Consider the following 24,125-nt stretch of genomic DNA (forward strand, 5'->3'; position numbering starts at 1 on the left):
GCCTTTTTTGTTGGGCTTTGGATGTGTGTGGTCTGTTGGGGCCTCATCGCGGGCAAGCCCACTCCCACATTTTGACCGTGTTCGGCTCGAATGTGGGAGTGGGCTTGCCCGCGATAGCGGTCTGTCAGACAAACTGAAAAGTATCGGCATCCAGGTTCGCCGGAAATTTGCTGCGGTAAGCCGCCAATTCATCCGCTTTGAGGCACACCGTAAACACCCCGTCCGCCTCCCCCGCACTCAACAGGCTCTCACCCTGGAAGTCCAGCACCTGGCTATCCCCGGTATAAGCGAAGCCTTTGCCGTCGGTACCCACCCGATTCACCGCCGCCACATAACACAGGTTCTCGATCGCCCGCGCTGGCAGCAACCGGTTCCAATGCTGGCGTCGCGCCCCCGGCCAGTTGGCGGTGTACAGCAGCAGGTCAGTATCCTGGGCGTCACGACTCCACACCGGAAAACGCAGGTCGTAGCAAATCAATGGGCGAATACGCCAGCCCTTTATCTCGAACAGCACCTGGCGCTCGCCGGGCGTGTAGTGATTGTGCTCGCCGGCCATGCGGAACAGGTGGCGCTTATCGTAATGCAGCACCTCGCCATCCGGCCGCGCCCATAACAGGCGGTTGCGGTGGCTGCCGTCAGCGGCCTGGATGATCACACTGCCGGTGATCACCGCGTTGTACTTCGCCGCCTGGCTCTGGAGCCAGCGATGGGTCGGGCCATTTTCCGGTTCGGCCTGGGTGGCCGAGTCCATGGAGAAACCGGTGGTGAACATCTCCGGCAGGATGATCAGGTCAGCGCCACGAGCCTGTTCCAGCAACAGTTCGAAGTGATCGAGGTTGGCCTGGCGGTTGTGCCAGGCCAGGCTGGTCTGGACCAGGGCGATGTTCAGGTCGGGTAGTGCATTCAGATCACGCATAGTTTCTCAGCTGCTTGTTGCAGCGTCTCCTCGCGTTTGGCAAAGCACAGGCGCACCAGGCGCTGGCCTTGGGGTGGATGCTGGTAGAACACCGAAACCGGGATCGTCGCTACGCCATGCTCGCGGGTCATCCACAACGACATGGCGACGTCATCCAGGTCTGGGCGAATCGCTGAATAATCCACCAGTTGGAAGTAAGTACCGGTGACCCGGGTAAAGCTGAAACGCGACGGCGTCAACAGGTCGCAGAACAGGTCGCGCTTGGCCTGGTAAAAGGCCGGCAGTTCTTCGACGTGTTCCGGGTGTTCGGCCATGAAGTCTGCCAACGCGTACTGCAGCGGGGTCACGCCGCAGAAGTTGACATATTGATGCACCTTGCGCAATTCGACGGTCAGTGCCGGTGGCGCGACCACGTAGCCGGTTTTCCAGCCGGTGACGTGATAGGTCTTGCCGAAGGAACTGACCACGAACGCACGTTGATACAGTTCTTCGTGGGCCAGCACGCTGACATGAGGCACACCGTCAAACACCAGATGTTCGTAGACCTCATCGCTGACCAGGTAAATATCGCGGTCGCGGATCAAGGCCGCCAACAGGTCCAGTTCGGCACGGCTGATCAGTGCGCCGGTGGGGTTATGCGGCGTGTTCAGGATGATCATGCGCGTGCGCGCAGACAACGCCGCCTGGATCTTTTCAAAGTCGAGGCTGAAGTTTTCCAGGTTCAGTTGCACATGCACGCAGCGACCGCCGGCCAACTCGACCGAAGGCTCATAGCTGTCGTAGCACGGGTCGAACACGATGACCTCATCGCCGCTGCGGATCACCGCCTGGATCGCGCAGAAGATCGCCGCCGTGGCTCCGGGCGTGATCGTCACTTCGCTGTCGGGGCTGACCGTGGCGCCATAGCTGCGCGCGATCTTGGCCGCTACTTGCTGGCGCAGGGCTGGCAGGCCGGTCATCGGTGCGTATTGGTTATGGCCGCTGGCGACATGCTTGCCCACGGCATCGAGCAAACCCTGCGGGCCATTGAAGTCAGGGAAGCCCTGGGACAGGTTGAGCGCGCCGGTTTCGGCAGCGAGTTGCGACATCGTGGTGAAAATGGTCGTGCCGACATTTGGCAGCTTGCTGTTGATCATCGGAGGCCCCTGCAGGTGAACCGCAAGTTTTAAGCTGCCAACTGCATCGGGTCAAGGCGCAAACCACCGCGCACAAAAAAGGGCCCGTAAAGAGCCCTTTTTGCGAGGTCGGAATCAGCGCTTGTCGCGGCGCTTCTTGTCGGCCTTCTTGTGGTGAGTCATCAAACGACGCTTCTTGTTCACCTGACGGTCAGTCAGTGTGTTCTTGTTGCCTTCGTATGGGTTCTCGCCACCCTTGAACTCGATGCGGATCGGCGTACCGACCAGCTTCAAGACACGGCGGTAGGTGTTTTCCAGGTAACGCACGTAGGATTTAGGCACCTTCTCGATCTGGTTACCGTGGATCACGATAATCGGCGGGTTGGCACCACCCAAGTGGGCGTAACGCAGTTTGATCCGGCGGTTGTTGACCATCGGCGGTGCGTGCTCGCCGACCGCGTCTTCGAGGATCTGGGTCAGACGGTTGGTCGGCCAGCGGGTGACCGCGGACTTGAACGAGTTCTGTACGGACGCGTAGAGGTTGCCCACGCCGGTACCGTGCAGTGCCGAGATAAAGTGGATATCGGCGAACTCGACGAAGAACAGACGACGCTGCAGTTCGATCTTGACGAAATCGCGCTCGCTCGGCGTCATGCCGTCCCACTTGTTGATCGCGATCACCAGCGCCCGACCAGCCTCAAGGGCGAAGCCCAGCAGGTTGAGGTCGTGGTCCACCACGCCTTCGCGGGCGTCCATCACGAAGATCACCACGTTGGCGTCTTTGATCGCCTGCAGGGTTTTCACCACGGAGAACTTTTCAACTTCCTCGTGGATCTTGCCGCGCTTGCGCACACCAGCGGTGTCGATCAGCGTGTACTTCTCGTCGTTACGCTCGAACGGGATGTAGATACTGTCGCGAGTAGTGCCGGGCTGGTCATACACGATGACCCGGTCTTCACCGAGCATACGGTTGACCAGGGTCGACTTGCCGACGTTGGGACGGCCGATGATGGCGATCTTGATACCGTCTTTTTCGCTCGGGCCCGGAATGCGCTTGGCTTCCTCACCTTCGGCGACGACCTCTTCTTCGCCCTCTTCTTCCTCGGCGTCATCCTTAGGGAAGTCGCGCAGGGCGATTTCCAACATCTGGGTGATGCCGCGACCGTGGGCACCGGCGATCGGGATCGCGTCGCCCAGGCCCATCGGGCTGAATTCGGCACGGGCCATTTCAGGATCGATGTTGTCGATCTTGTTGGCGACCACGTAGGAACGCTTGTTGCGCTTGCGCAGGTGCTCGCCGATCATCTGGTCGGCAGCGGTGTAGCCCGCGCGGGCGTCCACCAGGAACAACACGACATCGGCTTCTTCAATGGCCAGCAGCGACTGCTCGGCCATCTTTTCGTCCATGCCATGCTCGTCACCGGAGATACCACCGGTGTCGACAATAATGTAGGAGCGCCCTTGCCACTTTGCCTCACCGTATTGGCGATCACGGGTCAGACCGGACAAGTCGCCGACAATGGCGTCGCGAGTCCTGGTCAGGCGGTTGAACAAGGTGGACTTGCCGACGTTAGGTCGGCCCACCAGGGCGATTACGGGAACCATGCGGCTCTCCACTTCGTTATTTCAGAAAATACAAAAGCCGCTGCAAGGCAGCGGCTGGTGCTCGGGGCGGCATTTGAAATGCCACATACCCTGCCCGACACTGGTTCCTGTAGGAGCGAGCTTGCTCGCGAAAAACCTGAGGACGCCGCGTTTATCCAGAAACCCGCGTGAGCGTTGACGTCCTTCGCGAGCAAGCTCGCTCCTACATTAAGCAATGAAGCAGGGCCGCCTGGGGGTAACCCCAAGCATAGTCAAACCTTTACTTGATGGTCAGGGCTTCCAGCTTGCCGCTGTTGCCAAACACATAAAGCATGTTACCCACGACCAGCGGACGAGCACGCAGGCCGTCGCTGTCGATGCGCTCGCGACCCACAAAGCGACCGTCTACCTGGCTCAGCAGGTGCAGGTAGCCTTCGAAGTCGCCTACCGCTACGTAGCTGGAGAACACTTCCGGTGCCGACAGTTGACGGCGGGCCAGAGAGTCGTTGCTCCACAGCGCAGTGGTGGAACGTTCGTCGACACTTTCAACGGTGCCGGACGACAGGCTTACGTAGACGCTGCCAAACCCTTGGGCGACACCGGCGTAGCTGGAAGCATCACGCTGCCAGTTGACGCGGCCGCTTTGCAGGTCCAGTGCCGCGACACGGCCCTGGTAGGTAGCGACGTAGAGGGTTTCGCCGGACAGCAGCAAGCCACCGTCGATGTCGACGACACGATCCAGTTCCGAACGACCTTGCGGGATCGCCACACGCGTTTCCCAGATCGGCACGCCGTTCTGGGTATTCAGGGCGACCACTTTACCGGTCGACAGGCCCGCAACGGCCAGATTATTGGTCACAACCGGACCACTGGTACCGCGCAGGGTCAGCACCGCAGGGGTGCTGTCGTACAACCAACGCTGGGCGCCGGTGCTGGCGTCGAGGCCGATCACACGGTCGTCCTGGGTTTGCACCACGACGATGTCGCCGTTGGTGGCAGGCGGTGCGAGAACTTCACTGGTCACGCGAGCGCGCCATTTCTCTTCACCGGTGCTGGAGTCCAGCGCCACGACTTCGCCCTTGAGCGTGCCGAGCATGACCATGCCGTAACCCACGCCGACGGCGCCGGATACAGGCAGTTCGAGGTCTTTCTTCCACTTCACGTCGCCATTCATGCGATCCATGGAGATCACCACGCCGGTCACGTCAGCGGCCACAATGTTGTCACCGTCGATTGCCGGTACCAACATGTTGTAGGTTTCGCCCTGACCGTCACCGATGGAGCGGCTCCACTGCTTTTGCAGGACCACTTCTTCCTTGAAGCTGGTCAGCTCGGCCGGAGGCAGTTCTTTTTTACTGTTGCTGCTGCAACCCGCGGCCAGAACGGCCAGAGCCAGCAATGCTGCATGTTTCCAACGGATCACGTCACGCATCCCCTTTGGCCAAGTCGTCGAGCTTGATTTGTAAGCCACCGACCGCCGCTTCATCAGACAGCGCCGCCTTGGCTTTTTTGTACGCAGCATTGGCTTCGTCGGTACGACCCAATTGGACCAACAGGTCACCCTTGAGCTCTTCGCGAGTGGCTACAAATGCCTTGTCAGCGTCGCCGTCGAGCAGTTTGAGTGCTTCGTCGGCCTTGTTCTGTGCCGCCAATACCTGAGCCAGGCGCTGACGTGCGATTTCACCCAGGGTCGGGTTGGTCGGCTTGTCGGCGATGGCCTTCAGTTCGGCGACGGCGTCATCCAGCTTGCCGGTGTCGACCGCGACTTTCGCGACGAACAGGCTGCCGTATTGGGCGTAGGTGCTACCGCCAAATTCGCTCTTGAGCTTGCCGGCCAGGTCTGCCACTTGCGCAGGATCGGGCTTGCCGCTCGGCGTCAGCGTGCTTTCCAGCAATTGCTGATAGAGGATCGAGGCGCCTTGGGACTGGTTGGCCTGATACTTGTGCCAGGCTTGCCAGCCGAACACCACCACTAAAGCCAGCAGGCCGCCGGTAACCAGGGGCTTGCCGTTACGCTGCCACCAGTCCTTGAACTCGGCCAGCTGCTCATCATCAGTACTCGACACCCCAACACTCCTTAATCGCTAAATTCGGCTGTTCGACAGCTTCAACCCTGCACGACGCAGGTGGCCAAGTGCGCGGCGAGCGCATCAAAGGCAATGTTCTGTTGCTCGCCCTGGCCACGCAGGGGTTTGAAACCTATCACTTGCTGGGCCAATTCGTCATCGCCGAGGATCAGCGCGTACAGCGCACCGCTCTTGTCGGCCTTCTTGAACTGGCTCTTGAAGCTGCCGGCGCCGGCATTGATCTGCAGGCGCAGGTTCGGCAGTTGGTCGCGCACTTTTTCGCTCAGGGCCAGGGCAGCCAGTTCGGCGGCCTCGCCAAAGGCGCACAGGTACACGTCCACCTGACGGGAGATTTCTTCCGGAACCTGTTCCAGGGTTTCCAGCAGCAGGATCAGGCGCTCGATACCCATGGCAAAACCCACGCCGGGGGTCGGCTTGCCGCCCATCTGCTCGACCAGGCCATCATAACGGCCACCGGCACACACGGTGCCCTGGGCGCCGAGCTTGTCGGTGACCCACTCGAACACGGTCTTGCTGTAGTAGTCGAGGCCGCGCACCAGTTTCGGGTTGATCACGTAAGGAATCCCGGCGGCTTCCAGGCGCGCCTTGAGCCCCTCGAAGTGGGTGCGGGATTCGTCGTCCAGGTAATCAGCCATCTTCGGCGCATTGACCAGCACGGCCTGCGTGTCGGCGTTCTTGGTATCGAGGACGCGCAACGGGTTGGTTTTCAGACGGCGCTGGCTGTCTTCGTCCAACTTGTCCAGGTGGGCAGACAGGTACTCGACCAGGGCGACGCGATAGCGGCCCCGGGACTCACTGGTGCCCAGGCTGTTGAGTTCAAGCTTGACCGCATCGCGGATGCCCAGCAGGCCCCACAGGCGCCAGGTCAGCACGATCAGTTCGGCGTCGATGTCCGGACCGTCGAGGTTGAACACTTCCAGGCCGATCTGGTGGAACTGGCGATAACGGCCTTTCTGCGGGCGCTCGTGGCGGAACATCGGCCCGATGTACCACAGCTTCTGCGGCTGGCCACCGCCGGTGAGGCCATGCTCGAGCACGGCGCGCACGCACGCGGCGGTGCCTTCCGGACGCAAGGTCAGGGAATCACCGTTGCGGTCTTCGAAGGTGTACATCTCTTTTTCGACGATGTCGGTCACTTCACCGATGGAGCGCTTGAACAGCTCGGTGAACTCGACGATCGGCATACGGATCTGTTTGTAACCGTAGTTATCCAGCAGACGCGCAACGGTGTTCTCGAAGTAGCGCCACAGCGGCGTCTGCTCCGGAAGGATGTCGTTCATGCCACGAATGGCTTGCAGAGACTTGCTCACATCTATTCCTTAAATTCGCTGGATCAGCCGCGCGCGATAACTGCAGCGTCAGCCTCGACCTTTTCGGCCGCTTTCTGGCGGATCAGTCTTTCGAGCTCATCCACCAGATTGTCATTCGTCAGTTTCTGCGACGGCTTGCCGTCGATGTAAATCAGGTTCGGCGTGCCGCCGGTCAAGCCGATATGGGCTTCCTTGGCTTCACCCGGCCCGTTGACCACACAACCGATCACCGCGACATCCAGCGGCACCAGCAGGTCTTCGAGGCGCCCTTCCAGTTCGTTCATGGTTTTCACCACGTCGAAGTTCTGCCGCGAGCAGCTCGGGCAGGCAATGAAGTTGATGCCACGGGAACGCAAATGCAGGGATTTGAGAATGTCGTAACCGACCTTCACTTCCTCTACCGGGTCTGCCGCCAGGGAGATGCGGATAGTATCGCCAATCCCTTCGGCGAGCAGCATACCGAGACCCACCGCAGATTTCACTGTGCCTGAGCGCAAACCGCCCGCTTCAGTGATACCCAGGTGCAGCGGCTGCACGATTTCCTTGGCCAGCAGGCGGTAGGCTTCTACCGCCATGAACACGTCGGAGGCCTTTACGCTGACCTTGAAGTCCTGGAAGTTCAGACGCTCAAGGTGTTCAACGTGGCGCAGCGCCGATTCAACCAGCGCGGCCGGGGTCGGCTCGCCGTATTTTTTTTGCAGGTCTTTTTCCAGGGAACCGGCGTTGACGCCGATGCGGATCGGAATCCCGCGATCACGGGCAGCATCCACCACTGCGCGCACACGGTCTTCGCGACCGATGTTGCCCGGGTTGATGCGCAGGCAATCGACGCCCAGTTCGGCCACGCGCAAAGCGATCCGGTAGTCGAAGTGGATGTCGGCAACCAGCGGCACCTTGACCAGTTGCTTGATGCGGCCGAAGGCTTCGGCGGCATCCATATCCGGTACGGAAACCCGCACGATGTCGACACCGGCGGCTTCCAGACGGTTGATCTGGGCGACGGTGGCAGCGACATCGTTGGTGTCGCTGTTGGTCATGCTCTGTACCGCGATGGGGGCGTCGCCACCCACCGGCACCGAGCCGACCCAGATCTTGCGCGATACGCGACGTTTGATTGGAGATTCGCCGTGCATGACTATTGTCCCAACTTCAGGCGAGCAGTTTCGCCACTGGTGAACGGCGCTACGTCGACAGGCTGGCCGTTGTAGGCCACTTGCGCGCCACGGGCAAAGCCCAGACGCAGCGTCAAAGGAGGCTTGCCGCCCTGGTCGAGCGTATCTCCCTTACGCTTCAGACCGCTAAACAGCACTTTGCCATTGCCATCGCTGAGTTGCGTCCAGCAGTCAGCAACGAAGGTAATTTGTACGTGCCCGTCACCGGCGATCAACACGGGAGTGGTCGGCGGCGAAATCGCGGGGGCTGTCGGGGCGGCGGCAGGCGCTGGCGCCTGCACGGGAGCGACCGGGGCGGTGGCTTGCGCCACAGGCGCCGCCGGAGTGTGCGCCGGTGCAGCCGGTACGACCGGGGCGTGCGCCGGTACGGCTGGAGCCGGCACCGCAGCAGTGGTGGCCGCCGGGGCCGATTCCGCCGCGGGTTGCTCGGCCGTCACTGGCGCTTCGGGCGCAGCCTGGCCTTCGGCGACAGCCTGGTCTTCCGGCTCGTCCAACGGGTGAATCTGCGTGGTGCCGTCGGCGCTTTCGACTTCGACGTGCTCCATGGCGTTGCTGGTCAGGTCCTTGGTGCGCTGGGAGGCCTGGTCCTGCCACCAGACGAAACCGCCACCAATCACGGCGATCAGCAGCAACAGGCTGACGATGCGCAGGATCGTATGGGACACCCGCACCGGCTCTTCGATGCGCCCCAGGCCATGGACGTTGCTGCCCTGGGAGTCGGTGCCGGTGACCTGGTCGAATTGCTGGACCAAGATGGCCTGGTCGATACCCAACAATTTGGCGTAGGCGCGGATATAGCCGCGGGCGAAGGTATGCCCAGGCAGCTTGTCGAACGCGCCGGCTTCCAGGTTGCCCAGGGACGTGGTGGTCAAATTGAGCTTGAGGGCCACTTCCGCCAGCGACCAACCATTGCTTTCGCGGGCCTGACGCAAGGTGTCGCCTGGGTTTACGCGATTAGCTGCTACAACTTCCGGGTGCGCCGCTTTCATCATTGCTCCGACAGGTATTGCTGATATTCCGGCGTACCGGGATAGAGTCGTTCGAGTTGCTGGCCATAACGTGCGGCCGTGTCGCGTTCTTCATGAACCGTCGCCAGGCGCACACCGAGCAATAGACTACGTGCATTTTGCCCGCTGAGCAGGCTAAAACGTTCGTAATAGTCACGTGCCGGCACATAATGCCTGTCTTCGTAAGACAACTCAGCCATTTCGAGCAAAGCGCGAGGCTGGCGACTGTTCAGGTGCAGGGCTTTTTCCAGGTGTTGGCGCGCGATGTCACGCTGGCCGAGACGCTTGGAGGCCACCCCAAGGTTCTCGAACACGCGCGACCGCTCTGGGTAGAGGGTATCGGCGCTGGCTTGCTGGAAATAACGGGAAGCCTGGTCATAGCGTTTCTGCTCGAACAGGAAGCTGCCGTAGTTGTTCAGCAGCCGGGGATCGGCAGGACGGGAAGCCAGGGCCTTGCTGAAATACTGCTCGGCCAACTCAGGCTCGGCCTGGGCCTGGAACACCAGGGCGAGTGCGCCATTGGCCTCGGCATCGTCGCCGTCCAGTTCAAGGGCCTTTTTCAACGGCACCTTGGCCTGCTCGCTCATGCCCTGGCGCAGGTAACCCAAGCCCAGTTGCACATAAGCCACTCGCGCCTCTTCGCGGCCCTTGCCGGTTTGCAAAGGGCTGTCATAGCCCGATGAAACACAACCGGTCGCGAGACCGGTAACAAGCAAAAGCAGCGCAAGGCGCAAGGGCATAGAGATCCTCTCTCAGGTTCGAGTCGCGGCGCTTTGCGGCACATCGTCGGCGGCGCTCAGTTCGCGCACGGCGATATAACGTTCGCTGCGACGGGTGCGATCCAGCACCTGTCCTACCAATTGGCCACAGGCGGCATCGATGTCTTCACCACGGGTGGTACGCACGGTGACGTTGAAGCCGGCCTGGTGCAGTTGATCCTGGAAACGGCGGATGGCGTTGTTGCTCGGCCGCTCGTAGCCAGAATGGGGAAACGGGTTGAACGGAATCAGGTTGATCTTGCACGGGATGTTCTTGAGCAACTCGATCATCTCGATCGCGTGTTCGACCTTGTCGTTGATGTCCTTGAGCAAGGTGTACTCGATGGTCAGCACGCGCTTTTCGCCCAGGGACGACATGTAGCGCTGGCAAGACTCAAGCAGCATCTTAAGCGGATACTTCTTGTTGATCGGCACCAATTGGTTACGCAATGCGTCATTGGGTGCGTGCAGCGACAACGCCAGGGAGACGTCGATGTGCTTGGACAGCTCATCGATCATCGGCACCACGCCGGAGGTCGACAGGGTCACACGGCGCTTGGAGATGCCGTAACCCAGGTCGTCCATCATCAGGTGCATGGCCGCGATCACGTTGTCGAAGTTCAGCAGCGGCTCACCCATGCCCATCATCACCACGTTGGTGATGGCACGGTCGACGGTCGCCGGGACGCTGCCAAAGGATTTGTTGGCAATCCACACCTGGCCGATGACTTCGGCGGCGGTGAGGTTGCTATTGAAGCCTTGCTTGCCGGTGGAGCAGAAACTGCAGTCCAGGGCACAGCCTGCCTGGGACGAAACGCACAAGGTGCCACGTTTGCCCTGGGGAATGTAGACGGTCTCGACGCAGCTGCCGGACGCCACGCGCACCACCCACTTACGGGTGCCGTCGCTGGAGATGTCCTCGCTGACAACTTCGGGACCACGGACCTCGGCAATAGCCTTGAGCTTGTCGCGCAGGGCCTTGCTGACGTTCGTCATGGCGTCGAAATCATCGACGCCAAAGTGGTGAATCCATTTCATTACCTGACCGGCACGGAAACGCTTCTCCCCGATCGAGTCGAAGAATTTTTCCATTTCCTGTTGAGTCAGACCCAGCAGGTTGGTTTTTACAGTCGATGTAGTCATGGATTCACCTTCACTCTTAAGCCAATGCTTAGCGAGTGGTTACTTCAGTAGCTGCGAAGAAGTACGAAATTTCGCGGGCAGCAGCGGCTTCGGAGTCCGAACCGTGTACAGCGTTGGCGTCGATGGAATCAGCGAAATCAGCACGGATGGTGCCGGCAGCTGCTTCTTTAGGGTTGGTAGCGCCCATCAGCTCACGGTTCAGAGCGATAGCGTTTTCGCCTTCCAGAACCTGAACGACAACAGGACCGGAGATCATGAAGGCAACCAGGTCGCCGAAGAAGCCACGAGCGCTGTGCTCAGCGTAGAAGCCTTCAGCTTCAGCCTTGGACAGTTGCTTGAGTTTCGAGGCTACAACCTTCAGGCCGGCTTTTTCGAAACGAGTGGTGATCTCGCCGATGACGTTTTTTGCAACAGCGTCAGGCTTGATGATGGAGAAAGTACGTTGAACAGCCATGGTGTAACTCCAGAAACGGTAATTTGCGAAAAATTAAACCCGCGAATTATACGCGGGTTCTTGGGTATTGCCTAACTGCGTAAAGGAGGCGTCAGTCCTGTTCTTCTTTCCAGGCAGTCTGGATCGCTTCCAGGACCTTTTCACCGCCGCGGTCGCGCTCATCGTCAAACCCAGGCAAAGCCATGACCATGTCACGCAAAGCGACAAAGTTCAGCGAGTAGGGATCCATATCCGGATTGCCATCGGCCAACAGGATAGCGATCTCTTGCACATCAACCCATTTAAGACTCATGACACTTCCTTGAATCAATGCGGCGCTTCGGCCGCATGGTTGAGCGAATATTTCGGAATTTCGACGGTGATGTCTTCGGTCCCGACCTTGGCCTGACAGCTTAGGCGAGAAGTCGGCTCCAGGCCCCAGGCACGGTCAAGAAAGTCTTCTTCCAACTCGTCAGCTTCTTCCAGAGAGTCGAAACCCTCGCGAATGATGCAGTGACAAGTGGTGCAAGCGCAGACACCGCCGCAGGCACTTTCGATCTCGATGTGGTTGTCATGGGCAACTTCGAGGATGGACTTGCCGGTCTCAGCCTCCACGACCATACCGTCCGGGCAATGCTCGGCGTGTGGCAGAAAAATGACCTGCGGCATCAATTACTCCTCAATTTCATTCAGGTTGCGGCCCGCCAGGGCGGCTTTTACCGTCTGGTTCATGCGGCGGGCAGCGAAGGCATCGGTCACTTGCGACAGGCGCTTGGTCTGCTGCTCGATGGCATAGCCATCGGAGCCTTTCATCAATTCGGCCAGTTCCTGCATCTGCAGGTCAATGACCATGCGCTCTTCGGCATCCAACAGGCGTTCGCCGTCGACATCCAGGGCGCCCTGCACCGCTTCGAGCAGGCGCTGGGCATCGACTTGCTGCTCGCGCAGCACGCGGGCGACCTTGTCGTCACTGGCATACTGGAACGAATCCTTGAGCATCTTGGCGATTTCGCCGTCGGTCAGGCCGTAGGACGGCTTGACTTGGATGCTGGCCTCAACGCCCGAGCCCAATTCACGCGCAGCCACACTGAGCAGGCCATCGGCGTCGACCTGGAAGGTCACGCGAATCTTCGCCGCGCCCGCGACCATCGCCGGGATACCGCGCAATTCAAAGCGCGCCAGGGAGCGGCAGTCGCTGATCAGCTCGCGCTCGCCCTGCAGCACATGAATCATCATGGCCGTCTGGCCGTCTTTGTAGGTGGTGAAGTCCTGGGCGCGGGCGACGGGGATGGTGGTGTTGCGCGGAATCACCTTCTCCATCAGGCCGCCCATGGTTTCCAGGCCCAGGGACAGCGGAATCACGTCGAGCAGCAACAGTTCGCCACCGTCGCGCTTGTTGCCCGCCAGGGTATCGGCCTGGATCGCAGCACCAATGGCCACCACTTGATCCGGGTCGATTTCTGTCAGCGGCTGACGACCGAACGCTTCGGCAACGGCTTCGCGCACGCGCGGCACGCGGGTCGAACCACCGACCATGACCACGGCAGCCACGTCTTCGAGTTCTACGCCGGAGTCACGCACAGCGCGGCGACAGGCTTTGAGGCTGCGGGCGACCATCGGCTCGATCAGCGCATCGAAGGCTTCGCGGGTCAACTGGGCCGACCAATTGCCGTAGGAAACGTCAACAGAGGCCGCGTCAGTCAGGGCTTCTTTGGCGGCGCAGGCGGTTTGCAGCAGATGGCGCTGCTCGCCCGGGTCCAGGTCATCGGACAAACCGGCACTGCTGATGATCCAGCGCGCGATCGCATGGTCGAAGTCATCGCCGCCCAGGGCGGTATCGCCGCCGGTGGCCAACACCTCGAAGACCCCGCCGGTCAGGCGCAGGATCGAAATATCAAAGGTACCGCCGCCCAGGTCGTAAATGGCGACCAGGCCTTCGGCCTGCTGGTCGAGGCCATAGGCCACGGCGGCCGCGGTCGGCTCATTGAGCAGGCGCAGTACGTTCAGGCCGGCGAGTTTCGCCGCGTCCTTGGTCGCCTGGCGCTGGGCGTCGTCGAAATACGCCGGCACGGTGATCACCGCCCCCACCAGTTCGCCGCCCAGGGTGGTCTCTGCGCGCTGGCGCAGCACCTTGAGGATATCGGCCGACACTTCCACCGGGCTTTTCGGGCCCTGGACGGTGTCGATGAACGGCATGTGCGACTCGCCGCCGACAAAGCGGTACGGCAGTTGATCGCCCAATTGCTTGACGTCGGACAACCCACGACCCATCAAGCGCTTGACCGACAGCACGGTGTTCAACGGGTCGGTGGACGCCGCCAGCTTGGCCGACTCACCGACTTCAGTGCGATCGGCGTGATAGCGCACCGCCGACGGCAGGATCACCTGGCCATCAGCATCGGGCAGCGGCTCGGACAGGCCGCTGCGCAAGGCGGCGACCAGGGAATTGGTGGTGCCCAAGTCAATCCCGACCGCCAGGCGACGCTGGTGCGGTTGAGGACTTTGGCCGGGTTCGGCGATCTGCAGTAGGGCCATGGTAATCAGGTCTTATCTGTCTTTCAGGCGTGCAACAGGGGCAGCGCTGGGTTAATCGTCGAGGCGCTCTTCTAACTGGCGCACTTCGTAGGAGAGCTTGTCGAGGAACTGCATGCGCCGCATCAGGCGTTCGGCCTGCTCACGTTGCGCTGCATCGTCCCAACAGGCTGCGAAGCTTTCGTTGAGCTCATCCTGGGCCACCTTCAGACGCCGCTTGAAGACTGCGACACCCGCCAGATCGGCTTCGTCCTGCAAGTCTTCGAGTTCTTCGCGCCACTGCATCTGCTGCATCAGAAAGTCAGGATCATGCACCGTGACTTCCAGCGGCAACTCACCACCGTTCATCGCGAGCAGGTAACGCGCGCGCTTGGGGGGGCTTTTGAGGGTCTGATAGGCTTCGTTGAGGCTGGCCGACTGCTCCAGCGCCAGGCGCTGTTCACGCTCGGAAGCGTCGGCAAAGCGGTCCGGATGCACGCCACGCGCCAATTCACGGTAGCGCGTGGCAAGCTGCTCGAGGTCCAGCCGAAAGCTCGGTTGCAACTCGAATAAAGCGAAATGACAAGGAGTGCCCACAAGTAGCCTCAGATGTTGAAGCTTTCGCCGCAGCCACATTCACCGCGCACGTTGGGGTTGTTGAACTTGAAGCCTTCGTTCAACCCTTCCTTGACGAAATCGAGTTCGGTGCCGTCCAGGTAGGTCAGGCTTTTCGGGTCGATGATCACTTTCTCGCCGTGACTTTCGAACACCTGATCTTCCGCCACTACCTCGTCGACGAACTCCAGCACATAGGCAAGGCCGGAACAGCCCGTGGTGCGAACACCCAGACGAATCCCCTCACCTTTACCGCGCCCATCCAGGGAGCGTCGCACGTGCCGCGCAGCCGCTTCTGTCATGCTGATAGCCATCGTTGACTCCTTACTCGTCGCCAAATGCTTTAGATCAAGCCTTTCTTCTGCTTGTAGTCGCGAACGGCCGCCTTGATGGCGTCTTCTGCGAGTACGGAGCAGTGAATCTTCACTGGCGGCAAGGCCAGTTCTTCGGCCAGCTGAGTGTTCTTGATGGTCTCTGCTTCATCCAGAGTCTTGCCTTTCATCCACTCGGTCGCCAGGGAGCTGGAGGCGATGGCCGAACCGCAGCCGTAAGTCTTGAACTTGGCGTCTTCGATGATGCCTTGTTCGTTGACCTTGATCTGCAGGCGCATCACATCGCCGCACGCCGGAGCGCCGACCATGCCGGTGCCGACATCAGGGTCTTCCGCGTCCATCTTGCCGACGTTGCGCGGGTTTTCGTAGTGGTCGATGACCTTTTCGCTGTAAGCCATGGTACTGAATCCTCACTCATCAGGGCCGCTCTGGAACCCTGTAAAAACGTCTGCGTTTTCCGCCACGTTCCTACAGAGCTGGGGTGGCGGCTTCTATAGTTAGTGTGCCGCCCACTCGATCTTGGAAATGTCGATGCCGTCTTTGTACATGTCCCACAGCGGCGACAAGGTGCGCAGCTTGGTGACGGCCTCGCAGACTTTCTGCGCGGCGTAGTCGACTTCTTCTTCGGTGGTGAAACGGCCAAACGTAAAGCGGATCGAGCTGTGCGCCAGTTCGTCGTTGCGGCCCAGGGCGCGCAGCACGTAGGACGGCTCAAGGGAGGCCGAGGTGCAGGCCGAACCGGACGAAACCGCCAGGTCCTTGAGCGCCATGATCAGCGACTCGCCTTCGACGTAGTTGAAGCTCAAATTCAGGTTGTGCGGTACACGGGCAGTCATGCTGCCGTTGATGTACAGCTCTTCAAGGTTTTCGACCTGCTTGTAGAAGCGATCGCTCAGGCCCTTGATACGCACGTTTTCGGCAGCCATTTCTTCCTTGGCGATACGGAACGCTTCGCCCATGCCGACGATCTGGTGAGTCGCCAGGGTGCCCGAACGCATGCCGCGCTCGTGACCGCCGCCGTGCATGGTGGCTTCGATGCGAACGCGAGGCTTGCGGCTCACGTACAGGGCGCCGATGCCTTTGGGGCCGTAGGTTTTGTGCGCCGAGAACGACATCAGGTCGACTTTCAGCTTCGACAGGTCGATGTCGACCTTGCCGGTGGACTGAGCCGCGTCGACGTGCAGCAACACACCTTTGGAGCGGGTCAGCTCGCCGATGGCAGCGATGTCGTTGATGGTGCCGATTTCGTTGTTCACGTGGATCACGGAAACCAGGATGGTGTCTTCACGCATGGCCGCTTCGATCATCGCCGGCGTCACGATACCGTCGGTGGTCGGCTCGATGTAGGTGACTTCGAACCCTTCACGCTCCAGTTGGCGCATGGTGTCGAGGACCGCCTTGTGCTCGATCTTCGTGGTGATCAGGTGCTTGCCTTTGGTCGCGTAGAAATGCGCGGCGCCCTTGATTGCCAGGTTGTCGGATTCGGTGGCACCGGAGGTCCAGACGATTTCGCGTGGATCTGCACCCACCAGGTCGGCGACTTGGCGACGAGCGTTTTCAACCGCTTCTTCGGCTTTCCAGCCGAATACGTGGGAACGCGACGCCGGGTTGCCGAAGTTTCCGTCAACCAGCAGGCATTCGCTCATCTTTTGCGCGACACGCGGATCAACCGGGGTGGTCGCTGAGTAATCAAGGTAAATCGGCAATTTCATGGACTTTCTCCTAAATCAGGCTGGCTGGCGTGCCGTTAGCTCTTCGGCTGTCACTCGACGGCGGACGCTTCAATCTTGTCCAGACGCGGCGCCTTGGTGTTGCAACGGCGCTGGTCCTGACGCTGGGCTACTTCTTGCACCTCACGGCGAGTCACAAGATCAGCCAAGCTGATACCACTCAAAAACTCATGGATCTGCAGGCTCAAGTCACACCACAAGTGGTGGGTCAGGCAGGTGTCGCCGGCATGGCAATCACCCAAACCCTGGCATTTGGTGGCATCGACGGATTCGTTGACCGCGTCGATCACCTGGGCCACCTGGATGCCCTGCATGTCGCGGGACAGTTGATAGCCACCACCCGGCCCACGCACACTGGAGACCAGATTGCTGCGGCGCAATTTGGCGAACAGTTGCTCGAGGTAGGACAGGGAAATGCCTTGGCGCTCGGAGATATCGGCCAGGGACACCGGCCCAGTTTGCGCGTGCAAAGCCAAGTCAAGCATGGCGGTCACCGCGTATCGGCCTTTTGTAGTCAGTCTCATGGACAAGTACCAAGGTGTTTCAGAATGGGAGCAAGTATGCTATTCCCGAGTATTTAAGTCAACTATAAGACCTAGTACTTTAGTCAGGATTACCCGTAAAAAGGGCGCGCAAATAATAGCAGGATGGGGTGGGGACGAACAGAAGGAACAGCGGCCAAGCAGGAATTCCAAGACCAATGGAGAACAACCTGTGGGAGGGGGCTTGCTCCCGATGGCGAAGGACCAGTCAATGTATGGGTGACTGCCCCACCGCTATCGGGAGCAAGCCCCTTCCCACAGGGGACTTTTGGTGATCGCGAGGCTTCAGCCAGCCTTGGTGGCGGCTTCGTCTTTGATCTCGGCGAAGTCCTCTTCGCGCAGCTCAGGCAGGTCTTTCGCACAATAGTTACTGCCCAGCTCCTTCAGCGCGCCGCACATGCCGTCCAGCTTGCCATCTACCGCCTGCAGGTGGTCGAGCAACTGGCCGATGGCACGGGCCACCGGGTCGGGCATGTCTTCGCTGACGCCGTAGGCATCGAAGCCGATCTTCTCAGCCATGGCCTTGCGCTTGGCTTCCTGCTCATCGCCGACTTCCGGCTTGACGATGATGCGCCCCGGAATGCCGACCACGGTTGCGCCCGGCGGCACCGCCTTGGTCACCACCGCATTGGAGCCGACCTTGGCCCCCGCCCCCACGGTGAACGGACCCAGCACCTTGGCGCCCGCCCCGACCACTACACCGTTTTCCAGGGTCGGGTGACGCTTGCCCTTGTTCCAGCTGGTGCCGCCCAGGGTTACGCCCTGGTACAGGGTCACGTCGTCACCGATTTCGGCGGTCTCGCCAATCACGATGCCCATGCCATGGTCGATAAAGAAGCGGCGGCCGACCTTGGCGCCCGGGTGAATCTCGATGCCGGTCAACCAGCGCCCAAAGTTGGACACCACCCGCGCCAGCCATTTCCAGCCCATGCCCCACAAGGCACCGGACAGGCGATGAATCCAGATCGCATGCATGCCCGGGTAGCAGGTCAGTACTTCAAAGGCGTTGCGCGCCGCCGGGTCACGGTGGAAAACACTCTGGATATCTTCTCGCAAACGCTCGAACATTTTTAATCCTTCCGCTTAAGAAGCTCGCCACGGGCCGCTTTCTGGGTTTCCGTGAGGATGCCACGCAATATATTCATTTCCGCCCGGCTGACCGAGCTGCGTCCGTACAGACGACGCAGGCGCGCCATCAAGTGCCGCGGTTTTTCCGGATCGAGGAATTCGATGGCCACCAGAGTTTGCTCCAGGTGTTCATAGAACCGCTCCAGCTCGTCCATGGTGGCCAACTCGCCACTCTTGGTCGACGCCACTTCATCCTTCTCAACCTTGCTCGGCTGCCCTTCAGCGGCCAGCCAGGCCATGCGTACTTCGTAACTCAACACCTGCACCGCCGCCCCGAGGTTCAGCGAGCTGAACTCCGGGTCTGATGGAATATGCACGTGATAATGACATCGCTGCAGCTCTTCGTTGGTCAGGCCGGAGTCTTCACGACCGAACACCAGGGCGATTTCAGCGCCGCCGGCGGCCTCTTCCACCACTTTGGTCCCGCATTCACGCGGATCGAGCAATGGCCAGGGGATGCGCCGGTCGCGGGCGCTGGTGCCGAGCACCAGGTTGCAGCCGACCAATGCGTCTTCCAAAGTGGCGACGACCTGGGCTTTTTCAAGGATGTCATTGGCGCCGGATGCGCGGGCATCGGCCTCGTGGTGCGGGAACACGCGCGGCTCGACCAGCACCAGGCGCGTCAGCCCCATGTTTTTCATGGCTCGCGCCACCCCGCCGATATTGCCGGGATGACTGGTATTGACCAAGACGACACGAATGTTTTGCAGCAAGGGAGGCGCTCTCGGACACGGGAAAGGGGAGCAAATCTTACAGAACAGCCTAAGGTTATGCCACGAAAGCTCACGCCGTCCTTCACCTGAAGAAAGTTTCTGCTAGAATGCTCGGCTTTCTTTAACAACCTTAGGTGACACATCCATGCAGCCCATGCTGAATATCGCGCTGCGCGCCGCCCGCAGCGCCAGTGAATTGATCTTCCGCTCCATCGAGCGCCTGGATACCATCAAGGTCGACGAAAAAGACGCCAAGGATTATGTGTCCGAGGTGGATCGCGCCGCCGAACAGAAAATCATCGACGCCCTGCGCAAGGCCTACCCGACCCACGGCATTCTCGGCGAAGAAACCGGCCTGCACAAAGGCAGCGGTGAAGGCGAAGACTACCTGTGGATTATTGACCCACTGGATGGCACCACCAACTTCCTGCGCGGTATCCCGCACTTTGCCGTGAGCATTGCCTGCAAATACCGTGGCCGCCTGGAACACGCCGTTGTGCTGGACCCGGTTCGCCAGGAAGAATTCACCGCCAGCCGTGGCCGTGGCGCCCAACTGAACGGTCGTCGCCTGCGCGTCAGCGGCCGCACCAGCCTGGACGGCGCCCTGCTGGGCACCGGCTTCCCATTCCGTGACGACCAGATGGACAACCTGGACAACTACCTGGGTATGTTCCGCGCCCTGGTTGGCCAGACCGCCGGCATCCGCCGCGCCGGCGCAGCCAGCCTGGACCTGGCCTACGTCGCCGCCGGTCGTTTCGATGCCTTCTGGGAATCGGGCCTGTCCGAGTGGGACATGGCAGCGGGCGCCCTGCTGATCCAAGAGGCCGGCGGCCTGGTGAGCGACTTCACCGGCGGGCATGACTTCCTGGAGAAAGGCCACGTGGTAGCCGGCAACACCAAATGCTTCAAGGCAGTACTGACGGCGATCCAGCCGCACCTGCCGGCTTCGCTGAAGCGCTAAGCGAGCGAGCACAAAAAAGCACCCTTCGGTGCTTTTTTTATGCCTGGAATTTGGTGTGAGCTTAAATACCAGCAACACCACAAGCCAACTGTGGGAGGGGGGCTTGCCCCCGATAGCGGAGTTTCAGCTACAGATAGGCTGACTGACACACCGCCATCGGGGGCAAGCCCCCTCCCACATTGTGAACTGTGCCAGGCCCGGGGTTATTGCTGGTTCTGGCCGAGGATCAGACGCCCCTCTTTATCCACCGGGATCTGGCCGCCCGGGTCACGGTCCATACGCACCGAACCTTCCTTGCCATCCAAGGTGTAACGCACGTCATAACCGACGACCTTGTCGCTGATGTCGTTGACGGTGTTACAACGGGTTTGCGTGGTGGTGTAGGTATCACGGTTCTGCATACCCTCCTGCACCTTGTTACCGGCATAACCGCCACCGACCGCACCGGCCACGGTGGCCAGCTTCTTACCGTTACCGCCACCGACCTGGTTGCCCAACAGGCCACCGGCCAGCGCACCGACCACCGTACCGACGATCTGGTGTTGATCCTGCACCGGCTTCTGCCGGGTCACGGCGACGTCCTTGCAGACCTCGCGCGGGGTCTTAATCTGGGTTTTCACCGGCTGCACCGCCAGCACTTGCGCATACTCAGGGCCGCTTTTTACCAGGCTGTAGGTGGCAACAGCACCCCCGGCAGTCACACCGACAGCACCCAATACCGCACCAACCAGTAACGACTTGTTCACGTTGAACCTCCTGACCATCACAAACGGACCGAAAGATCCGCGCTATACCCAGCCTTGGAGCAAAAAAAAAGGCGCGAGTTCAATACTCGCGCCTTCTTTGTAACAGCAGATCAACAAACACCCATCAAGGGCGGTCGTCGACCTCCTTGCCAGTCGCGGCCGGAGGGATCAGGTCTTCGCTGTTGAGGTTCAGCCAGATCAGCACCACGTTGGCGATGTAGATCGACGAGTAGGTGCCCGCCAGAACGCCGATAAACAGCGCCAGGGAGAAGCCCCACAGGTTATCGCCACCGAAGATCATCAGTGCTGCGATCGCCAGCAAGGTGGAGATCGACGTCGCCATGGTGCGCAACAGGGTCTGGGTAGTGGAGATGTTGATGTTCTCGATCAACGTCGCCTTGCGCAGTACGCGGAAGTTCTCGCGAACCCGGTCGAATACCACGATGGTGTCGTTGAGCGAGTAACCAATGATCGCCAGCACCGCGGCCAGCACGGTCAGGTCGAAGGTGATCTGGAAGTACGCCAGGATGCCCACGGTCACGACCACGTCGTGGATCAGCGAGACAATGGCGCCGACACCGAACTTCCACTGAAAGCGGAACGCCAGGTAGATCATGATGCCGACCAGCGCCATCAGCATGCCGAGGCCGCCCTGGTCGCGCAGCTCTTCACCCACTTGCGGGCCGACGAACTCGACGCGCTTGACCGCCGCCGGGTTATCACCGCCGACCTTCTGCAAGGCCTCGGCAACCTGGTGACCCAGTTGCGGGTCTTCGCCCGGCATCCGCACCAGCAGATCAGTGGTCGCACCAAAGCTCTGTACGATGGCTTCGTGATAGCCGGCCTTGACCAGCTCTTCGCGCACCTGAGTCACGTCGGCCGGCTTCTCGTAGGTCAGCTCGATGAGCGTACCGCCGGTGAAGTCCAGACCGTAGTTCAGGCCCTTATGGAACCAGCTGAACAACGCCAGAACGGTAAGGAGCACGGTGACGCCGAACGCAATATTGCGAACGCCCATGAAGTTGATTGTACGTAACATGGCAGCCCCTTAAATCCACAACTTCTTGAAGTCACGCCCGCCAAAGATCAGGTTGACCATTGCGCGGGTCACCATGATGGCCGTGAACATCGAGGTAAAGATACCGAGGGACATGGTCACCGCAAAACCTTTGACCGGGCCGGTGCCCATGGCAAAGAGAATCCCGCCGACCAGCAATGTGGTCAGGTTGGAGTCGAGAATCGCGGTAAATGCCCGGCCGAAGCCTTCGTTGATTGCGCGCTGCACGGTCATGCCGGCGGCGATCTCTTCACGAATCCGCGAGAAGATCAGCACGTTGGCGTCCACCGCCATCCCCATGGTGAGGACGATACCGGCGATGCCTGGCAGGGTCAGCGTAGCGCCCAGCAACGACATCAAGGCCAGCAGCATCACCATGTTGCCCGCCAGGGCCACGGTGGCGATGATGCCGAAGAAGCGGTAGATGGCGATGATGAACAGCGACACGAACAGCATGCCCCACAAGGCCGCATCGATACCCTTGGTGATGTTGTCGGCACCCAGGCTCGGGCCGATGGTGCGTTCTTCAGCGAAGTACATCGGCGCAGCCAGGCCACCGGCACGCAGCAGCAGGGCCAGCTCGGACGATTCGCCCTGGCCGTTCAGGCCGGTGATGCGGAACTGAGCACCCAGCGGCGACTGGATGGTCGCCAGGCTGATGATCTTCTTCTCTTCCTTGAAGGTCTGCACCGGCACGTCTTTCTCGACGCCGTTGACCATTTGCTTGGTGTAGGTGGTGATCGGGCGTTGCTCGATGAAGATCACCGCCATGCTGCGCCCGACGTTGCTGCGCGTGGCGCGGCTCATCAGTTCGCCACCATGGCCATCCAGGCGGATGTTCACTTCAGGCGTACCGTGCTCGCCGAAACCGGCCTTGGCGTCAGTCACCTGGTCGCCGGTGATGATCAAGCCACGCTCGATCTGCGCCGCAGGGCGGTTGCCTTCACGGAACTCGAAGGTCTCGGAAGTGGCTTTGGAAGCACCCGGCTCGGCGGCCAGACGGAATTCCAGGTTGGCGGTCTTGCCGAGGATACGCTTGGCTTCAGCGGTATCCTGCACGCCCGGCAGCTCAACCACGATGCGGTTGGCGCCCTGGCGCTGAACGATCGGCTCGGCCACACCCAGCTCGTTGACGCGGTTACGCACCGTGGTCAAGTTCTGCTTGATGGAGTATTCGCGGATTTCCGCCAGCTTGGCCGGGGTCATCGCCAGACGCAGTACAGGTTGACCGTTGAGGTCGGCCGGTACGATGTCGAAATCGTTGAAGTTCTTGCGGATCAGCGCACGGGCCTGCTCGCGGGAAGCTTCGTCAGAGAAGCCCAGCTGGATGGCACCGTTGAGCTGCGGCAGGCTGCGATAACGCAACTTCTCTTTACGCAGCAGGCTCTTCACGTCGCCTTCGTAGACTTTCAGGCGCGCGTCGAGGGCTTTGTCCATGTCGACTTCCAGCAGGAAGTGCACACCACCGGACAAGTCCAGACCCAGCTTCATCGGGTGCGCGCCAATGCTGCGCAGCCATTTTGGCGTGGTCTGTGCCAGGTTGAGCGCGACAACGTAGTCGTCACCCATGGCCTTGCGCACGACGTCTTTGGCCGGCAATTGGTCTTCTTGCTTGGTCAGGCGCAACAAGCCGCCCTTCGCATCAGCTGCCAACGTTGCCGCTTTGACCTGGATGCCCGCATCGGTGAGCGCTTTGCTCGCGCGTTCCAGGTCAGCCTGATTGACCTTCAGCGAAGTGCTGGCGCCAGAGATCTGGATCGCAGGGTCATCAGGATAGAGATTGGGAGCGGAATAAATAAAACCGATCGCCAGCACCGCCAGGATCAGTAGGTATTTCCACAGAGGGTATTTGTTCAGCATCACGCCGCCCGCTTATAACGCGGGGCGCCTTGCGCGCCCCGTCGATTGGTAAAAGTTGTTACTCAGATCGCTTTGAGCGTGCCTTTAGGCAGCGTGGCGGCGATGGCGCCCTTCTGGAACTTCATTTCGACGGTGTCGGAGACTTCCAGAACCACGAAAGCATCGGAAACCTTGGTGATCTTGCCCGCGATACCGCCGGTGGTCACGACTTCGTCACCTTTCTGCAGGCTGCCGAGCAGGTTTTTCTGCTCTTTGGCGCGCTTGGCCTGTGGACGCCAGATCATCAGGTAGAAGATGACCAGGAAGCCGACCAGGAAAATCCACTCGAAACCACCGCCCATAGGGCCGGCAGCAGCAGGCGCAGCGGCATCAGCCATGGCGTTAGAGATAAAAAAGCTCATTTAG

26 protein-coding genes are annotated in these 24,125 nt (G+C 60.4%); 1 reads left to right on the forward strand and 25 read right to left on the reverse strand.

Translation table 11 applies throughout. The features are described from left to right. Positions 1–124: 124 nt before the first annotated feature. The 21 genes from LQ249_RS25515 to trmJ form a co-directional block, all read right to left on the reverse strand. Positions 125–916: an amidohydrolase gene (locus LQ249_RS25515; protein WP_017846169.1), complete on the reverse strand. Its 792-nt coding sequence runs from the start codon at positions 914–916 to the stop codon at positions 125–127. Continuing rightward, positions 904–2,052 carry a pyridoxal phosphate-dependent aminotransferase gene (locus LQ249_RS25520; protein WP_057004578.1) on the reverse strand — a complete coding sequence of 383 codons (1,149 nt, stop codon included), beginning with the start codon at positions 2,050–2,052 and terminating at the stop codon, positions 904–906. The genes LQ249_RS25515 and LQ249_RS25520 overlap by 13 nt, the downstream gene beginning before the upstream one ends. Positions 2,053–2,166: 114 nt before the next feature. Beyond that, the gene (der, locus tag LQ249_RS25525; RefSeq protein ID WP_017846171.1) at positions 2,167–3,636 is read right to left on the reverse strand and encodes a ribosome biogenesis GTPase Der; all 1,470 of its coding nucleotides are present in this window, start codon (positions 3,634–3,636) and stop codon (positions 2,167–2,169) included. A 259-nt stretch (positions 3,637–3,895) separates the two neighbouring features. Next, on the reverse strand, positions 3,896–5,047 hold the full coding sequence (gene bamB / locus LQ249_RS25530; RefSeq protein ID WP_017846172.1) for an outer membrane protein assembly factor BamB: 1,152 nt from the start codon (positions 5,045–5,047) through the stop codon (positions 3,896–3,898). Further along, positions 5,040–5,681, reverse strand: coding sequence for a YfgM family protein (locus LQ249_RS25535; protein ID WP_046382180.1), 642 nt, complete (start codon positions 5,679–5,681; stop codon positions 5,040–5,042). The genes bamB and LQ249_RS25535 overlap by 8 nt, the downstream gene beginning before the upstream one ends. Before the next feature lie 41 nt (positions 5,682–5,722). Next, entirely contained in the window at positions 5,723–7,012 is a 1,290-nt protein-coding gene (hisS, locus tag LQ249_RS25540) for a histidine--tRNA ligase (protein ID WP_017846174.1), read from the reverse strand. Positions 7,013–7,035: 23 nt separating this feature from the next. Continuing rightward, positions 7,036–8,145 (reverse strand): flavodoxin-dependent (E)-4-hydroxy-3-methylbut-2-enyl-diphosphate synthase, encoded by a 1,110-nt coding sequence (gene ispG, locus LQ249_RS25545; RefSeq protein WP_017846175.1) that lies wholly within the window; start codon positions 8,143–8,145, stop codon positions 7,036–7,038. A 2-nt stretch (positions 8,146–8,147) separates the two neighbouring features. After that, positions 8,148–9,173, reverse strand: coding sequence for a RodZ domain-containing protein (locus tag LQ249_RS25550; RefSeq protein WP_057004579.1), 1,026 nt, complete (start codon positions 9,171–9,173; stop codon positions 8,148–8,150). After that, a complete protein-coding gene (gene pilW / locus LQ249_RS25555; protein WP_046382178.1) occupies positions 9,173–9,931 on the reverse strand; it encodes a type IV pilus biogenesis/stability protein PilW in 759 nt (252 codons plus the stop codon). The genes LQ249_RS25550 and pilW overlap by 1 nt, the downstream gene beginning before the upstream one ends. A 12-nt stretch (positions 9,932–9,943) precedes the next feature. After that, positions 9,944–11,092 (reverse strand): 23S rRNA (adenine(2503)-C(2))-methyltransferase RlmN, encoded by a 1,149-nt coding sequence (gene rlmN / locus LQ249_RS25560; protein WP_017846178.1) that lies wholly within the window; start codon positions 11,090–11,092, stop codon positions 9,944–9,946. 28 nt (positions 11,093–11,120) lie between these two features. Continuing rightward, positions 11,121–11,546: a nucleoside-diphosphate kinase gene (gene ndk / locus LQ249_RS25565; protein ID WP_017846179.1), complete on the reverse strand. Its 426-nt coding sequence runs from the start codon at positions 11,544–11,546 to the stop codon at positions 11,121–11,123. A 91-nt stretch (positions 11,547–11,637) separates the two neighbouring features. Next, positions 11,638–11,838, reverse strand: coding sequence for a Fe-S cluster assembly protein IscX (gene iscX, locus LQ249_RS25570; RefSeq protein WP_017846180.1), 201 nt, complete (start codon positions 11,836–11,838; stop codon positions 11,638–11,640). A 14-nt stretch (positions 11,839–11,852) separates the two neighbouring features. After that, complete coding sequence (fdx, locus tag LQ249_RS25575; RefSeq protein ID WP_104904502.1) at positions 11,853–12,194, reverse strand: ISC system 2Fe-2S type ferredoxin; 342 nt, start codon at positions 12,192–12,194, stop codon at positions 11,853–11,855. A gap of 3 nt (positions 12,195–12,197) precedes the next feature. Further along, complete coding sequence (gene hscA / locus LQ249_RS25580; RefSeq protein ID WP_017846182.1) at positions 12,198–14,060, reverse strand: Fe-S protein assembly chaperone HscA; 1,863 nt, start codon at positions 14,058–14,060, stop codon at positions 12,198–12,200. A gap of 51 nt (positions 14,061–14,111) precedes the next feature. Further along, positions 14,112–14,633 carry a co-chaperone HscB gene (gene hscB / locus LQ249_RS25585; protein WP_046382174.1) on the reverse strand — a complete coding sequence of 174 codons (522 nt, stop codon included), beginning with the start codon at positions 14,631–14,633 and terminating at the stop codon, positions 14,112–14,114. An 8-nt stretch (positions 14,634–14,641) separates the two neighbouring features. Next, complete coding sequence (iscA, locus tag LQ249_RS25590; protein WP_010565230.1) at positions 14,642–14,965, reverse strand: iron-sulfur cluster assembly protein IscA; 324 nt, start codon at positions 14,963–14,965, stop codon at positions 14,642–14,644. Between the two features lie 29 nt (positions 14,966–14,994). Next, positions 14,995–15,381: a Fe-S cluster assembly scaffold IscU gene (gene iscU, locus LQ249_RS25595; RefSeq protein ID WP_003443374.1), complete on the reverse strand. Its 387-nt coding sequence runs from the start codon at positions 15,379–15,381 to the stop codon at positions 14,995–14,997. A 99-nt stretch (positions 15,382–15,480) separates the two neighbouring features. After that, entirely contained in the window at positions 15,481–16,695 is a 1,215-nt protein-coding gene (locus LQ249_RS25600) for an IscS subfamily cysteine desulfurase (protein ID WP_046382173.1), read from the reverse strand. A 50-nt stretch (positions 16,696–16,745) separates the two neighbouring features. Next, positions 16,746–17,237, reverse strand: coding sequence for a Fe-S cluster assembly transcriptional regulator IscR (iscR, locus tag LQ249_RS25605; protein WP_003194020.1), 492 nt, complete (start codon positions 17,235–17,237; stop codon positions 16,746–16,748). Positions 17,238–17,540: 303 nt separating this feature from the next. After that, positions 17,541–18,323 carry a serine O-acetyltransferase gene (gene cysE, locus LQ249_RS25610; protein WP_046382172.1) on the reverse strand — a complete coding sequence of 261 codons (783 nt, stop codon included), beginning with the start codon at positions 18,321–18,323 and terminating at the stop codon, positions 17,541–17,543. Between the two features lie 2 nt (positions 18,324–18,325). After that, positions 18,326–19,096, reverse strand: coding sequence for a tRNA (cytosine(32)/uridine(32)-2'-O)-methyltransferase TrmJ (trmJ, locus tag LQ249_RS25615; RefSeq protein ID WP_003210307.1), 771 nt, complete (start codon positions 19,094–19,096; stop codon positions 18,326–18,328). 145 nt (positions 19,097–19,241) lie between these two features. Between trmJ and suhB the strand changes: the two genes are divergently transcribed. Further along, entirely contained in the window at positions 19,242–20,057 is an 816-nt protein-coding gene (gene suhB / locus LQ249_RS25620) for a type III secretion system regulator SuhB (RefSeq protein WP_017846186.1), read from the forward strand. A gap of 203 nt (positions 20,058–20,260) precedes the next feature. Here the strand turns inward: suhB and LQ249_RS25625 are convergent, their stop codons facing one another. The 4 genes from LQ249_RS25625 to yajC all read right to left on the reverse strand — a co-directional run bounded on the left by LQ249_RS25625 (position 20,261) and on the right by yajC (position 24,121). After that, positions 20,261–20,803 carry a glycine zipper 2TM domain-containing protein gene (locus LQ249_RS25625; protein WP_053257883.1) on the reverse strand — a complete coding sequence of 181 codons (543 nt, stop codon included), beginning with the start codon at positions 20,801–20,803 and terminating at the stop codon, positions 20,261–20,263. Between the two features lie 124 nt (positions 20,804–20,927). Next, complete coding sequence (gene secF / locus LQ249_RS25630; RefSeq protein WP_017846188.1) at positions 20,928–21,842, reverse strand: protein translocase subunit SecF; 915 nt, start codon at positions 21,840–21,842, stop codon at positions 20,928–20,930. A 9-nt stretch (positions 21,843–21,851) separates the two neighbouring features. Further along, entirely contained in the window at positions 21,852–23,720 is a 1,869-nt protein-coding gene (gene secD / locus LQ249_RS25635) for a protein translocase subunit SecD (RefSeq protein WP_057004584.1), read from the reverse strand. 62 nt (positions 23,721–23,782) lie between these two features. Then, the gene (gene yajC / locus LQ249_RS25640; RefSeq protein ID WP_003175975.1) at positions 23,783–24,121 is read right to left on the reverse strand and encodes a preprotein translocase subunit YajC; all 339 of its coding nucleotides are present in this window, start codon (positions 24,119–24,121) and stop codon (positions 23,783–23,785) included. Between the last annotated feature and the right edge of the window lie 4 nt (positions 24,122–24,125).

This window comes from Pseudomonas sp. 7-41 (genome assembly GCF_021233075.1).
Lineage (GTDB): Bacteria > Pseudomonadota > Gammaproteobacteria > Pseudomonadales > Pseudomonadaceae > Aquipseudomonas > Aquipseudomonas veronii.

What these genes read in the sequence shown, in the direction of transcription:
- ndk (WP_017846179.1), bottom strand. Translation starts at nt 11,546, where the DNA reads ATGGCTGTTCAACGTACTTTCTCCATCATCAAGCCTGACGCTGTTGCA.
- iscA (WP_010565230.1), bottom strand. Translation starts at nt 14,965, where the DNA reads ATGGCTATCAGCATGACAGAAGCGGCTGCGCGGCACGTGCGACGCTCC.
- yajC (WP_003175975.1), bottom strand. Translation starts at nt 24,121, where the DNA reads ATGAGCTTTTTTATCTCTAACGCCATGGCTGATGCCGCTGCGCCTGCT.
- fdx (WP_104904502.1), bottom strand. Translation starts at nt 12,194, where the DNA reads ATGCCGCAGGTCATTTTTCTGCCACACGCCGAGCATTGCCCGGACGGT.
- LQ249_RS25515 (WP_017846169.1), bottom strand. Translation starts at nt 916, where the DNA reads ATGCGTGATCTGAATGCACTACCCGACCTGAACATCGCCCTGGTCCAG.
- der (WP_017846171.1), bottom strand. Translation starts at nt 3,636, where the DNA reads ATGGTTCCCGTAATCGCCCTGGTGGGCCGACCTAACGTCGGCAAGTCC.
- suhB (WP_017846186.1), top strand. Translation starts at nt 19,242, where the DNA reads ATGCAGCCCATGCTGAATATCGCGCTGCGCGCCGCCCGCAGCGCCAGT.
- iscR (WP_003194020.1), bottom strand. Translation starts at nt 17,237, where the DNA reads ATGAGACTGACTACAAAAGGCCGATACGCGGTGACCGCCATGCTTGAC.
- iscX (WP_017846180.1), bottom strand. Translation starts at nt 11,838, where the DNA reads ATGAGTCTTAAATGGGTTGATGTGCAAGAGATCGCTATCCTGTTGGCC.
- iscU (WP_003443374.1), bottom strand. Translation starts at nt 15,381, where the DNA reads ATGGCTTACAGCGAAAAGGTCATCGACCACTACGAAAACCCGCGCAAC.
- LQ249_RS25550 (WP_057004579.1), bottom strand. Translation starts at nt 9,173, where the DNA reads ATGAAAGCGGCGCACCCGGAAGTTGTAGCAGCTAATCGCGTAAACCCA.
- pilW (WP_046382178.1), bottom strand. Translation starts at nt 9,931, where the DNA reads ATGCCCTTGCGCCTTGCGCTGCTTTTGCTTGTTACCGGTCTCGCGACC.
- ispG (WP_017846175.1), bottom strand. Translation starts at nt 8,145, where the DNA reads ATGCACGGCGAATCTCCAATCAAACGTCGCGTATCGCGCAAGATCTGG.
- LQ249_RS25600 (WP_046382173.1), bottom strand. Translation starts at nt 16,695, where the DNA reads ATGAAATTGCCGATTTACCTTGATTACTCAGCGACCACCCCGGTTGAT.
- bamB (WP_017846172.1), bottom strand. Translation starts at nt 5,047, where the DNA reads ATGCGTGACGTGATCCGTTGGAAACATGCAGCATTGCTGGCTCTGGCC.
- LQ249_RS25520 (WP_057004578.1), bottom strand. Translation starts at nt 2,052, where the DNA reads ATGATCAACAGCAAGCTGCCAAATGTCGGCACGACCATTTTCACCACG.
- secF (WP_017846188.1), bottom strand. Translation starts at nt 21,842, where the DNA reads ATGTTACGTACAATCAACTTCATGGGCGTTCGCAATATTGCGTTCGGC.
- secD (WP_057004584.1), bottom strand. Translation starts at nt 23,720, where the DNA reads ATGCTGAACAAATACCCTCTGTGGAAATACCTACTGATCCTGGCGGTG.
- hscA (WP_017846182.1), bottom strand. Translation starts at nt 14,060, where the DNA reads ATGGCCCTACTGCAGATCGCCGAACCCGGCCAAAGTCCTCAACCGCAC.
- cysE (WP_046382172.1), bottom strand. Translation starts at nt 18,323, where the DNA reads ATGTTCGAGCGTTTGCGAGAAGATATCCAGAGTGTTTTCCACCGTGAC.
- rlmN (WP_017846178.1), bottom strand. Translation starts at nt 11,092, where the DNA reads ATGACTACATCGACTGTAAAAACCAACCTGCTGGGTCTGACTCAACAG.